The sequence below is a fragment of the Anabaena sp. CCY 9402-a genome (assembly GCF_963920945.1).
GTDB lineage: Bacteria > Cyanobacteriota > Cyanobacteriia > Cyanobacteriales > Nostocaceae > Trichormus > Trichormus minutissimus.
In genome coordinates this window covers 39,035-52,167 of sequence record NZ_CAWUDL010000046.1, presented here as the reverse complement: position 1 = coordinate 52,167, position 13,133 = coordinate 39,035, and the positions used below count along the sequence as shown (strand labels likewise).

12 protein-coding genes are annotated in these 13,133 nt (G+C 41.7%); 8 read left to right on the top strand and 4 right to left on the bottom strand.

All coding sequences use genetic code 11. From position 1 onward, the window contains the following. Positions 1-88: 88 nt before the first annotated feature. From ACM0OR_RS17560 to ACM0OR_RS17525, 8 genes are all read left to right on the top strand, one after another. Positions 89-1,732: an ABC1 kinase family protein gene (locus ACM0OR_RS17560; protein WP_414577736.1), complete on the top strand. Its 1,644-nt coding sequence runs from the start codon at positions 89-91 to the stop codon at positions 1,730-1,732. A 212-nt stretch (positions 1,733-1,944) separates the two neighbouring features. After that, the gene (locus ACM0OR_RS17555; RefSeq protein WP_190696456.1) at positions 1,945-2,925 is read left to right on the top strand and encodes an ATP-binding cassette domain-containing protein; all 981 of its coding nucleotides are present in this window, start codon (positions 1,945-1,947) and stop codon (positions 2,923-2,925) included. Between the two features lie 29 nt (positions 2,926-2,954). After that, positions 2,955-3,743 carry an ABC transporter permease gene (locus tag ACM0OR_RS17550; RefSeq protein WP_414577733.1) on the top strand — a complete coding sequence of 263 codons (789 nt, stop codon included), beginning with the start codon at positions 2,955-2,957 and terminating at the stop codon, positions 3,741-3,743. 276 nt (positions 3,744-4,019) lie between these two features. Continuing rightward, the gene (locus ACM0OR_RS17545) at positions 4,020-4,340 is read left to right on the top strand and encodes a hypothetical protein (protein WP_190696466.1); all 321 of its coding nucleotides are present in this window, start codon (positions 4,020-4,022) and stop codon (positions 4,338-4,340) included. A gap of 121 nt (positions 4,341-4,461) precedes the next feature. Continuing rightward, positions 4,462-4,812 carry a YtxH domain-containing protein gene (locus ACM0OR_RS17540; RefSeq protein ID WP_323265565.1) on the top strand — a complete coding sequence of 117 codons (351 nt, stop codon included), beginning with the start codon at positions 4,462-4,464 and terminating at the stop codon, positions 4,810-4,812. A gap of 138 nt (positions 4,813-4,950) precedes the next feature. Continuing rightward, positions 4,951-5,493 carry a DUF948 domain-containing protein gene (locus ACM0OR_RS17535; RefSeq protein ID WP_414577732.1) on the top strand — a complete coding sequence of 181 codons (543 nt, stop codon included), beginning with the start codon at positions 4,951-4,953 and terminating at the stop codon, positions 5,491-5,493. A 302-nt stretch (positions 5,494-5,795) separates the two neighbouring features. Beyond that, positions 5,796-6,605, top strand: a complete 810-nt coding sequence (locus tag ACM0OR_RS17530; protein WP_190696476.1) for a TPM domain-containing protein — start codon at positions 5,796-5,798, stop codon at positions 6,603-6,605. A 127-nt stretch (positions 6,606-6,732) separates the two neighbouring features. Then, positions 6,733-7,356, top strand: a complete 624-nt coding sequence (locus ACM0OR_RS17525) for a precorrin-8X methylmutase (protein ID WP_190696478.1) — start codon at positions 6,733-6,735, stop codon at positions 7,354-7,356. Between the two features lie 10 nt (positions 7,357-7,366). Here the strand turns inward: ACM0OR_RS17525 and ACM0OR_RS17520 are convergent, their stop codons facing one another. The 4 genes from ACM0OR_RS17520 to ACM0OR_RS17505 form a co-directional block, all read right to left on the bottom strand. Then, positions 7,367-8,173, bottom strand: coding sequence for a pentapeptide repeat-containing protein (locus ACM0OR_RS17520; RefSeq protein WP_414577730.1), 807 nt, complete (start codon positions 8,171-8,173; stop codon positions 7,367-7,369). A gap of 152 nt (positions 8,174-8,325) precedes the next feature. Next, positions 8,326-8,967 carry a hypothetical protein gene (locus tag ACM0OR_RS17515; protein WP_190696482.1) on the bottom strand — a complete coding sequence of 214 codons (642 nt, stop codon included), beginning with the start codon at positions 8,965-8,967 and terminating at the stop codon, positions 8,326-8,328. A gap of 386 nt (positions 8,968-9,353) precedes the next feature. Beyond that, complete coding sequence (locus tag ACM0OR_RS17510; RefSeq protein WP_414577729.1) at positions 9,354-11,993, bottom strand: EAL domain-containing protein; 2,640 nt, start codon at positions 11,991-11,993, stop codon at positions 9,354-9,356. 507 nt (positions 11,994-12,500) lie between these two features. Beyond that, on the bottom strand, positions 12,501-13,082 hold the full coding sequence (locus ACM0OR_RS17505) for a YdeI/OmpD-associated family protein (protein ID WP_414577727.1): 582 nt from the start codon (positions 13,080-13,082) through the stop codon (positions 12,501-12,503). Positions 13,083-13,133 lie beyond the last annotated feature (51 nt).

Here is a 13,133-nt window from a genome sequence, read left to right as displayed (position 1 = left end):
AATCCCAATCCCCAATCCCAATCCCCAATCCCAATCCCCAATCCCAATCCCCAATTCCAATCCCCAATCCCAATCCCCAATCCCCAAAATGTTCCTCACCTATACTGTTCCGCGCCAAAGAGAAATTATTGAAGTTGTTCTCCGCAATGGCTGGGATTATATGCGGCGGCTGTTGACAGGCGGCAAAGCTGATGAACCCCAGCTACCCACCCCGGCTGTATTGAAAAATATTTTGGTGGATTTGGGGCCTGTTTATGTCAAACTCGGTCAGCTACTTTCTACCCGGCCAGATTTACTGAGTGCAGCTTATATTGAAGAACTTTCCACTCTCCAAGATGAAGTACCGCCTGTACCTTGGGCAGAAATTGAAATAGTCATCCGCAAACAACTAAAACAACCCCTGGAAGAAACTTTCAAGCACATTAATAACGTCGCAGTAGCGGCGGGATCAATTGCTCAGACCCATCGCGCTACATTAATGGATGGTCGAGAAGTTGCTTTGAAGGTACAGCGTCCGGGGATTGATGTCACAGTTGTGCAAGATATCGCCTTAATTCAAGGGATTGCTGATTTGGTGGCGCGGACTGATTTTGGGCAAAACTACGAAATCAAATCTATCGCTGAAGAATTTACCAAAGCTTTAGAAGCTGAATTAGATTTTACACGAGAAGCTGGTTTTACAGACCAACTGCGACGTAATTTATCGCACAGTCGTTGGTTTGATCCCCAACAAATTGTCGTTGCGGAAATTTACTGGCAATTAACTACAGAAAAATTAATGGTGATGGAGTGGCTAGACGGAGTGCCAATACTGTCAGCTAATTTAACCAACAGCAATGGTAAAGACCCGATCGCCGAACGCAAAGCTGTCACCACACTACTATTTCGCGCTTTCTTTCAACAGTTATATGTTGATGGCTTTTTTCATGCTGATCCCCATCCTGGTAATATCTTTTATCTGAGCGATGGCCGTGTTGCCTTATTAGATTGTGGGATGGTGGGCAGACTTGATCCCCGGACGCAGCAGATATTGACAGAAATGCTGTTGGCAATTGTGGATTTGGATGCGGGGAGGTGCGCTCAATTGACTCTGCAATTGTCAGATTCTGCACAACCAGTCATTGTGGCGCGGTTAGAAAGTGATTATGACCGGATGCTGCGTAAGTATCATAACGTCAGTTTGACGGAGATGAATTTTAGTCAAATCTTTTATGAAATTTTGCAAGTTGCCCGCAATAATAAAATTCGCTTACCCGGTAACATGGGCTTGTACGCCAAAACCTTGGCGAATTTAGAAGGAGTAGCGCGTACCTTTAATCCAGAGGTAAATTTATTTGAAGAAATACAGCCTTTAATTACAGACTTATTTCGGCGGCAATTACTGGGTGATAATCCAGTGCGATCGCTCCTGAGAACAGCCTTAGATATTAAAAGTCTCTCTTTACAATCTCCCCGGCAAATCGAACTGTTATTAGACCGGGTAACATCGGAAACTCTACGCTGGAATTTCTCACTACACGGTTTAGACGGCGTGCGGCGGACAATGGACGATGCTGCTAACCGTCTTTCTTTTAGTATTCTAGTAGGTTCACTGATTATGGGTGCAGCAATTATTTCCAGCAAAGCCCAAACGACACAGCTATCTTTTGTCAGCAGCGTTTTATTTGCAGCTGCCAGCTTATTAGGATTATGGCTGATTATTAGTATATTGCGATCGGGTCGTTTAAAGTGACAGGTGACAGGTGACAGGGAACACAAAAGAAACTTCTTGAAGTTTTACCTAGTAGTCTGTCAAGAAATAATTAACGAATAGATATTCTGTAGAGACGGCGATAAATCGCGTCTCTCCAACCGTCAAACTAGGTTGGACACACCACTAGCTGCTGAAAAATCAAATAAGATTACTCTCTACCACACCGTGACAAGTGGTTTTAACATTTAGATATGTCAATCATCATTGCCGAAAACCTCAGTAAATCCTATCCAGTGGCGGTAAAAGAACCAGGGATTAAAGGCACAATCAACCACTTTTTCCGCCGCACCTACCGTTCTATCAACGCAGTTCAGGATGTTTCCTTTGAAATTACCCCAGGTGAAGTAGTTGGTTTCTTAGGGCCAAATGGTGCTGGTAAAACCACCACACTTAAAATGCTCACCGGACTTATTCACCCTTCTAGCGGTACAGTGAGGGTAGCTGGCTATGTACCCTTTTTGCGCCAAGCAGCATTTTTGCAAAAAATTACCTTGGTAATGGGGCAAAAACAACAACTACTCTGGGACTTACCCGCACTAGATTCTTTAAAAATTAACGCGGCTGTCTACGATATTCCTGATAAAGAATTCCGTCATCGGGTAGGGGAATTAACAGAAATGCTGGCTTTAGAGGGGAAACTTAACCAGCCTGTGCGAAAACTGTCTTTGGGCGAACGCATGAAAGCAGAATTACTAGCAGCACTTCTACACCGTCCCCATGTATTGTTTTTAGATGAACCTACGCTAGGTTTAGATGTCAATGCTCAGGTAGCAGTACGGGATTTTTTGCGTGAGTACAATCAGCGTTATCAAGCAACTGTGCTGTTAACTAGCCATTACATGGCAGATATCACCGCTTTATGTGAACGAGTGTTGCTGATTCACCAAGGTAAACTCATGTATGACGGTAGCTTAGATAGACTGCTAGAACGTTTTGCTCCCTACCGAGAAGTTTACGTAGAGTTAGCCCAACCTCTATCCCTAGAAAAACTCACAGTCTATGGTGATGTGCAACATTTAGAAGGGCGTGCTGTGTGTTTCATGGTGCAACAAGAGGCACTTACCCGCACGGTGTCTCAGATTTTAACAGAATTGGAAGTCATAGATTTAAAAGTCACTGAACCGCCAGTTGAAGAAGTTATTGGACGCGTTTTTCAGGCGGGAATCGTGTAAAAAATTAACATTTAAACATTAAAATTTAAATGAAAAAAGTTATTAGAAAAGCTCTAACTTTACTTACAGTTTACTACGCCTATATGGTGGAGTATCGGGCAGAACTGATTTTATGGGTTCTATCTGGTTCTTTACCAATTATTCTCATGGGAGTTTGGATAAAAGCTTCGCAAGGTGGGCAGTTTGGTTTATCCTCTATTGATTTTGCCCGCTACTTCCTCACAGTTTTTGTGGTTAGACAAATATCCGTTGTCTGGGTAATTTTTGAATTTGAAAAGGAAGTTGTAGAAGGTAAATTGTCACCTAAATTATTACAACCTTTAGATCCTGTATGGCATCATGTCGCTTCCCATCTTTCTGAAAGGGTGGCTCGCATACCCTTTGCATTAATATTAATATCCCTGTTTTTTTTCCTGTATCCACAGTCATTTTGGTTGCCGAATTTAGTCCAGTTAATTTTATTTACCTTGGCTGTTAGCTTGGCTTTCATTTTAAGGTTTGTTATTCAATACACCTTTGCTATGTTCGCATTTTGGACAGAAAGGGCTAATGCTATTGAAACTTTTTGGTTTCTATTTTATTTATTTTTATCTGGTTTAATTGCACCTTTAGAAGTATTTCCTCAACCTGTGAGGGAAATAGTTTTATTTACACCTTTTCCCTACTTAATTGATTTTCCCGCAAGTATTTTGGTCGGGCTACCTGTAGATTTAGCACGAGGATTTTGGTCACTACTAGGCTGGATATTTATATTTTTAGGTGCAAATCGCTGGTTATGGCGTGCGGGATTGAAAAGATATTCTGGAATGGGCGCATGAGTCAACTGCCCCAGCGAAAAGGCTGACCAAAGAAAAAAAGGATACAAGCCCCTAAATTTATTTATGGACACGAAAAAGTGCAAAGAAACATTAATTCAAGCCCCCGGATTTATCCGTGGGGTCTTCAATTTTTAATTTTTAATTTTTAATTTTTAATTCCCCGCAGGGGTTGACGGGGCTTGTAAGAGTTATCGCTGTTTTCAAACAGTTATTATCAGAGTAGAGCCAAGTCAAGCACACATCTTAATTATTCGCTGACATTGGTGAAGGTCAACAATGGTGACAGTGGTTGTTGTAATGAATACGCTTATTTCATTAATGCTGCTCTACGTAGCTTGGCGAGTGTGGCAACTAAAACAAAAGATAGCATTTATAGGCGATCGCCTCACGGAATACGAACGCTGCACCCATGACTTACTATATAAAGCACCGGAAAATATCTACCTAGGACAAAATAGCATTCAGCAATTACGCCAGAGTAACCAAGTTTTACAGTTGCAAATCCAACAAATAAGGCAAATTATTAGCATACTTTTGCTAGGACGGCAAACTTGGCGGCGTTATTTTCGTAAAATGGATTTCATCTCTAGAAAATAAGAGATGAAAGCAACAGTGATTGCTAAGGTATTGCCACAATAGATAAATTAGATAAAACCATTGAGGTTTTGCAAGGAAAGCAAACCCACCTAAAATGGGTGTAAGGAGAAAAAGAGTAAAAATGTCTAATAACCGTTCTGGAGTATTTATTGGTGGATTGATGTTAGGAGCTACTATCGGTGCTTTAGCAGGATTACTTGCAGCTCCACGCACAGGACGCGAAACTCGTAAAATTTTGAAAAAATCTGCCGATGCGATTCCTGAATTGGCAGAAGATTTATCAACAAGTGTACAAATTCAAGCTGACCGCCTTTCTGCCAGTGCTTTGCGAAATTGGGATGAAACTTTAGATAGGCTGAGAGAAGCCATAGCTGCTGGTGTAGATGCTAGTGAGCGTGAAAGTCAAATCTTAAAACGTCAACAGGCTACCCCAGACTCAGACTCTTTCGCCCAAGACTTGGAACGCTCATAATGGTGATGTTGATATTGGTATAGCATATACAGCAGGTGTCGTTTTCGTTAAGCACAAGAGTAGAGTAGACAAGGTAGCGGTTTTTATCCCAATGCCCAATGCCCATTTTGTATTTTAAATTTTGTATTTTTTATTATTGTGGTTGACCCCCTGTTTTGGTTGGGACTTTCTATTCTTCTAGTCGCTGTCAGTCTGACGGCTGTGTTAGTGGCGGCGTTACCAGCTTTGCAGGAATTAGCAAGGGCAGCTCGCAGTGCCGAAAAGTTATTTGATATGCTATCGAGGGAATTGCCCCCTACCTTAGAAGCTATCCGCACTACAGGGATAGAAATTACAGATTTGACTGACGATGTTAGTCAAGGTGTTAAAAGTGCCGGTCAAGTCGTGAAACAAGTTGACCAAAGCCTAGAGGGCGCGAAAAAACAAGCTCAAAACCTGCAATTAAGTACGCGTAGTATTGTGGTGGGCGTAAAAACTGCCTGGAAAACCTTTACTCGTCAAAAAATCACAAAGCGCACAGTGGAACGGTTATCAATAACTGAACAATCTTCCCTCACAATCAGAGAAAGAGAAACACTCAAGTCAGAAACTCGCCGCTCTAAAGCAGAAGCCTACCGCGTTCATGACGGCTACAACGGTTCTTCTACTAGGCAGAACAGTCTTGATGATGAAGAATACTAAGGGGCTAGAGATGACAGGTGACAGGTGACAGGTGAAAAGAAAGCAGGGGCAGCAGGGGCAGCAGGGGCAGCAGGGGGAGAAAAATACAATGCCCAATAATGCCCACTCACAACTCATCACTCACAACCGGCTAAACGCCGCGCTACCGCTAACAGCACTCATTACTCAGCACTCACAAAGAAGCTTTGCTTTATTGCCTAAGATTAGAGTAAAGTAAACAAGTGTAACAAAGTATCACTTTTCTAATACTCTTTTAAAGCAACTTGTTCACTTCTACTGTTGATATTTGTATAAAAACGTCCATGCAGTCCTGTTTTTGGCGACGAATCTTAGTATCTATTACAGTATTTTTCTTGGCTGGGTCACTGTGGGTTATGCACTCTTCCCCAGCTTTGGCTTACGACAATCCCGAATTGTTACCTAATTATTTCACTCCAGTTGTAGACTTAGCTAAAACTCTTCCTGACCCCCAAGAGGAAAAGCTAGTCGAGGAAATTTCGCAATTTGAGACTGATACTGGTTGGAAACTGCGGGTATTAACTCAATATGACCGCACTCCTGGTAGAGCAGTCATCAATTATTGGGGTTTGGATGATAAAAGTATTCTTTTGGTTGCAGACTCCCGTGGTGGGAACATCCTCAGCTTTAGTGTTGGTGATGCAGTTTATGAACTTCTCCCCCGCACTTTCTGGATAGAACTACAAACCCGCTTTGGTAATTTGTATTTTGTGCGGGATGAAGGGGAAGACCAAGCCATTTTACAAGCTTTAAATTCCGTAAAAGGCTGTTTACTCAAGGGGGGCTGCACCGTTGTTCCTGGTCTACCTAGGGAACAGTGGATTTTAACTTTAATTACTTCGGTTATTGGTGGAATTATTTGTGGATTTGCAGGTCAACCCCGCACCAAAGGACAAGTTTTTGCTTGGCAATGGGCGTTAATTTTCTCGCCATTGTGGGGTATTTTGTTCCTTGCTTTTGGTATTGGCCCAGTGGTAACACGCACTAGTGATTGGTTACCTTTAGTTCGGAATATCTCCGGTTTTCTTATTGGTGTGTTGGTTGCTTACTTGTCACCTGTTTTCAGTCGTCCATCTTCTAGTGCTGAGTCTTGAGAGTGCTGAGTAATGAGTGCTGAGTGAGTAATTCTTTAATTTTGAATTTTGAATTGATTAGTCACCTCTTACCTAGCGATCGCACTAGCTGATAAGCTGAAGGCTAGTTTCTCAGAATTGAATAGCAATGGAATGGCACGTAACCGATGCTCAAAGTCTAGCAATCATTGATGGTGAAATTGGTGATCATGTTTTCTCTCCGGCAGAATATGAAATTGTCCGGCGAGTAATTTATGCTACTGCTGACTTTGAGTACAAATCTTTAATTCGATTTTCTGAGCGGGCTTTGCAAGCTGGGGCTGCTGCATTAGCGGCACGTACTGCTATTGTGGTTGATGTGCCAATGGTGCAAACAGGTATTGCCTACGAAATTCAAAATACCTTTGCTAACCCGGTGTATTCTAGTACGGATACTTCAACCCGTCCCCAAACAGAAAAAACTAGTGCCGCTTGGGGTGTTGAAACTCTAGCCAAACGTTATCCAGAAGGCATATTTATTGTTGGTCAAGCCCAAACAGCATTAACAACACTGGTAGATTTAATTGAAGCCGAAGAAATTAACCCGGCTTTGCTGATTGCTACTCCGGTGGGATTTGTAGATGTAGATGATGCTAAAAGACGCTTGCAAGATTCCCTTGTCCCCAATATCACTATTGATAGCTGTAAAGGTAATGCAGTTGTTGCAGCTGCGATCGCTGATGGGCTGATAGACTTAGCATGGCAAGCCTATGGGCAGAATAGAATTGACTAATGACTAATGATTAATCGTGTTTTCTCCCATCGGGCATAATTGCATTTTGAAAATTCACGCCAATTAGGTTTGCACCAGTCAAATTTGCACCTCTGAGGTTAGCGTCTCTCAGATTCGCACCTGCCAAGTTAGCCTTTTTTAGATTTGCCCATCCCAAATCAGCACCAGTTAAGTCAGCTTCAGCTAAGTTAGCTCTAAATAAGTATGAACTACTCAAATGAGCTTTGTGGAGACGGGCTTTTTCTAGGTTAGCTTTGTAGAGATAAGCTCCTACTAAGTCTGCTGCATACAAGTTGGCTTCACTTAGATTAGTCTCTATTAAGTTAGCTTCAATCAGATTAGCAAAACAAAGATGAGCGCGGTTTAGCTGTGCTGCATCTAAATCAGCATCTCTTAAGTTAGCACCGGTGAAGTCAGTTCCAATCAGGTTAGCATTAATAATAGTAGCCCCCCTCAGATCCGCTTCACTCAAGTTAGAGCCAATGAGGGTAGTATGGCTCAGATTGGCTTGGGTAAGTATAGCCTGGCTCAAGTTCGCCACACTCAAATGAGCCGCACTTAGATTAGCTTCGCTAAGTTTGGCTTGATAAAGATTGGCACTACTGAGATTAGCATAGCTGAGGTTGGCACGCACGAGTAAAGCATGACTTAAATCAACTCTGCTAAAGTTTACCCCTTGGAGGTTTGCCCCTCGGAGGTTATGTTTTTGCAGGTTGGCGGTACTGAGGTCTGGTTCAATTTGGGGATTTGTTGTTCTCCACTCAATCCATCGGACTGCACCAGCTTGCAACAAAGCTAGATGCTCTATATTTGCCATTTGCTCTCCTTTCAGAAACTTCAAAATTTTAACTACAACTATCCTGCATCTAAGACGACTATCCGATTCTTCTCCTTCTACTCCCCCTGCTCCTCCTGCTCACTCAGATCCCCCTGCTCACTCAGCGATTGGTTATTTTTTTGGGAAGTCCCTTATTCCTGGCGACCAATCTGGGAACTATTCCGCCCAGCTACACTTTCAATTGCTGCTTTAGCACCAGCTGCACCAGCAAGGATATCGCGTTCGTATCCACCCAAGTAGAGCCGGCCAAAGCTCCCCACAGCTTGCACTTCCAAGATATTAATCATTGCTGCTTTTTCTGCTTCATTAGCAGCTAGGGCAGCATAAGCAGCAGGTTCAACTTCTAAGACATATAATGTTTGTCCAGCTAATAGTAGCTGTCCTCGGCGCGTCCGATTGATGAGTTGTGCTTGGTAAGCATCTATATTGCGGATAATCTGGCTAGAAACAACACGAGGTTTAAGACATTCCTCTTTTTTGACTCCCAACATCGCCAAAATCGCTTGACCTGCGGCTCGTGTTTCTCCTTGAGAACCGGAATGTATTTCTAATAGACCATATAATCTTTCCACTACCTGCACTCCAGGACGAACGGAGGCAGCTTTGAGAGCTACATCTGTAATCCGATTAATTTCGATGCCAGGAGAGATTTCAATCCATAGAGACGTATCACCTGGTAGTGGTAAGAAACCTGGGGCTACTGTTCCTATATATGCTGCGTGTTGTGGTTGCAGGCTGTCGAGAAATACGAAACTGCGTAGTTCTATTCCCAAGGTGATGCTCTCCAGTCATGAAGGTAAAGTTATATTTCGCATAGGTAACTTTAAATTACCACAAGCCTGGATACTGTCTGAGTTTTTCCGTGATTGATAGCAGGTGACAGGTGACAGGGGAAAGCAAGGGAAAGCAGGGGGAGAAGTTATTCACTGCGTGACGCTAGCGCGTAACTTGCTTTGCTCACTACCGCGCTTCCTTCTCTAAGAGGGGATGCGCCCTAAGCGTAGCTATGCCGCAGGCTTTACGGAACACTGTGTGAACGCGTAGCGTATCCGTAGGGTTCACTCCGGAGGAGTACAGTTTTGAATTTTGACCCTTCACTTCGTTCGAGGGCAAGATTTTGAATTTTGAATTAATTTATATGCCCAATCCAAATTACGAATTACTCGTTTGCTTCGTTTTTACTATGAAGAAGTTCTGTGACTTTTTCCGCAGGTAGGGGTCTGTGGAAAAAGAAGCCCTGGACATCTTCACAGTTGATAGATTTTAAGAAATCCAATTCTTCTTGTTTTTCTACGCCTTCAGCGATGAGCTTTAACCCCAAACTTCTACCTAAAGTGACGATCGCCTTAACAATGTGGGCTACTCTAGTATCGGTTGTCAACTCTCGAATGAAGGAACTGTCAATTTTGAGGTTGTGGAGTGGTAAGAGTTGTAGGCGAGAGAGGGAGGAATGTCCTGTACCAAAGTCATCAATGGAAAGATGAACACCCATCTTTTCCAAATCATACAAAACCTTTTTAGTGAAATCTATATCCTCAATAGCTGTTGATTCTGTAATTTCTAACTCTAAAAATTGTGGTTCTAATCCAGTTTCTGACAAGGTGCGAGCAACAGTTGATACTAATCCAGGCTGGCGAAATTGCTTAGGAGATAAATTCACTGCAATTGTTAAATGAGGTAATCCTGCGTCTTGCCAAGCTCGATTTTGAAGGCAAGCTGTCCGTAATACCCATTCGCCAAGAGGAATAATTAATCCACTTTCTTCTGCTAAGGGAATAAAAACACTCGGTGCTACTACCCCCATATCTGGATGTTCCCAACGCAACAGTGCTTCCATCCCAGTAATTTTGTTGGTGTGAATGTTTACTTGGGGCTGATAGTAAACTGTAAATTCTTGCCGTTCTAGAGCATAGCGTAAGTTTTTTTCTAGATTTAAAATATCGGGAGTTTTTGAACTTAAGGATGTTGTGTAATACTGATAATTATTTCGCCCTTCATCTTTGGCATGATATAAAGCTGCATCTGCGTGTTGAATCAGAGTTTCAGCATCAGGACTATGCTCATCTAGCAAGGCGATGCCTAAGCTAGCACTTACGTAAAGTTCATGTCCTTCCAGATAAAAAACGCTCTCGAAAGAGTTTAAAATTCTCCAAGCTACCTGAGTCACTTCTTCTAGATAATTAATCCGGGGTAGCAGGATCGTAAATTCATCTCCTCCCCAACGGGCAACAGTGTCTCCACTTCTGAGGGATATTTCTAATCTTTGCGCTACACTTTGGAGCAGGCGATCGCCTAATGTATGACCTAATGTGTCATTAATCATTTTAAAGCGGTCAAGATCCAAAAACATCACTGCTAGACTTTCGCTATTACGTGTGGCGTTGGCTAGGGCTTTAGCCAGTAGTTGATCGAATAGCAAGCGGTTGGGTAATCCCGTTAATAAATCATGGAGGGCTTGGTAGCGAATTTGTTCTTCTACCTGCTGACGATGCCAAGCACCACTGATACTAGCTGCCATTGTCAATAGTGTAGATTCTTCATGCTTAGACCAAATACGCTCTTGGGTACAATCTGCCAAGCCGAGATAGCCCCAAAACTTTTCTTCTAAACGCAGGGGTACTAATAGCAGGGATTGAATTCCATCTCGCATCAGAAGTTCGCTTTCACTGGGGAAAAAGTCTCTAGTAATTCCATTAATTGACTGCCCGTTAGACAGGATGGTGTACCAACGTGATAGAGCAGGCGAGTTATAAGGCTGATTTTGCCAGTGATGCCGAGAAGATTCCAGGGGGGAGCGAGTCCATTCACATTGCAGACTCACAGCTATTTCCCCTGTCAGGGGATGAAAATGGTTTTTAAATAAATAAGCGCGATCTGCATCGGCTGCTATACCTAACACAGCCAAAGCTTTTTCAATTCCTGTTTCATAATCCATTTCTACGAGTAAGTAATTAGCTGCTTCTGCTACTGCTTGTAGCAAGCGATCGCGTTGGTAAAGTTCCAATTCAGCTTTTTTTTGCTCAGTAATATCTCTAGTAATGTAAGTTCTAATTAAATCGCTTTCTGGCAGAAAATGTACTGATTGTTCAAAAACTTCTTGACCAAATTTGATTTCCCGCACAAAAGAGTTAACTTTCTGTTTTTTTATCTCTGTTAGTATGCCTTCCAGAATAGGATGATGCTTTCCTAGTTCTCTTAATCGAGGAAATTTTAAAGTGGCGGCTGGATTCAGATAAATTAAATTACCCTCTAAATCTGTCTCAATAATGGGATTAGGAATGAGTTCTGGAAAAGAGGCTAGGCGAGCTAGTGCAGTGTCACTCGCTCCTTCAAAATCAGGATCTACTACTAAGGTTTGAAAAGGAGAAACAGGATGAGATTGGTCAGTCAGAAAATCAGATAGGTTTTCCGCATTGGCTGATTCATAAAAGGCTTGTTCGGAAAGGTTAGATATAGCGTAATACTTGGCCTGAGCTTGATTACTGCCGAAATGGATGATATCTCCATGTCTGAGATTATGGGAGATACATCTTTCTCCATTCACAATCAAACCATTAGTGCTTCCTTGTCCCTTGAAGTTACCATCAATAATCCGAAAGCCATATTGTTCAGTTCCAGGAACTGTTACCCGCAATAAAATTGCATGTTGTCTTGATACTGAGCGAGAAATAAGGACAATAGCATTGCCCTTATGCCGTCCTACAGAATATGTAGCTTCTTGCAGTAGGATAGTACGTTGTCCTTGCAAATCATGGACAACCAATAGGTGGCGTATTTTTTCTCGCTCGTTACTAGTCATGGCCAGTCCTCACACTCTGATGTCTTTGAATCTTGAAACCTAAAAAATATGACGATTTCAACAAGTTTTAACTTTCAAATTTTAGAAAAGCTATTTGCTCAAAGCAACGACAATTTGTGAGGAAACCAGTATTTTTTCAATAGGCTACCGTATAGAAATTAAGATGCTCATTTGCTAGCTAGTCTTAATCATTATAAATCCTGATAAATCTTGTTAATTTTTTCCCTTGACAACAGCAATAAGGGGAAACTTAATTTTAAATTTTTCCTAACCATTCATGATACTATATAATGAAATAAATTATACACAGTATATTTACTGCTTTTTAAGAATGAGTGTGATGATTCAACTACAAGTGTAGCCCCTGGCTGCAAGATTTTTTTAATATCACTGCGATGATATAAAATACAAATTTAGTTAGGTTTAATGTCAAAGCTTTTTCAGAAAAAAATTGGCATAGATAAATTTGGGTTGCCTAGCTTAAGAGAAAATAATTAACCAAGACATTTATAACTTAGGATTTTTATTTTGTGTTGCTGAATTTATAGTTTGCTCAATTCGCTTCATCCTTGTCTCTGGACGTTTAGCATTGGCAATCCAAGAGAGAATATTTTTTTTAGTTGAGTTGCTGAAGGCTGTAAAATATTGATTAGCGTCTGCATTTGCGGCTAATGCTTGCTGTAAATCATCTGGTATGATTAACGCTTCTATGGCATCTAAACTAGTCCATGAACCGTCTTGTTTGGCTGCTGTAATTTTTGCCAAACCAGCTTCAGTCATCAAACTTTGCTCGATGAGTTCTGCGATATATTGCTTATTTAATTTTGACCAGACACTTTTCGGTTTACGAGGCGTAAATATTTGCAGATAACGGTCTGCATCTAAGGATTTAACTTTACTGTCAATCCAACCAAAACATAATGCTTCTTTAACGGCTTCACTATATTTAATGCTGGGTTTACCACTTTTTACTTTGTAATAAATTAGCCATATACCAATATAATTTTGATGGTTATTCTCCAACCATTCCCGCCATGTTTGGCGATTTGGGGCATGAAAAGTTTCTAGTTGGTTATCGAAGTTTGGCATAAAGTTTCCCACAGTCTTTGCACCCCACAGGTCAGTTCGCTCTTCTGACGG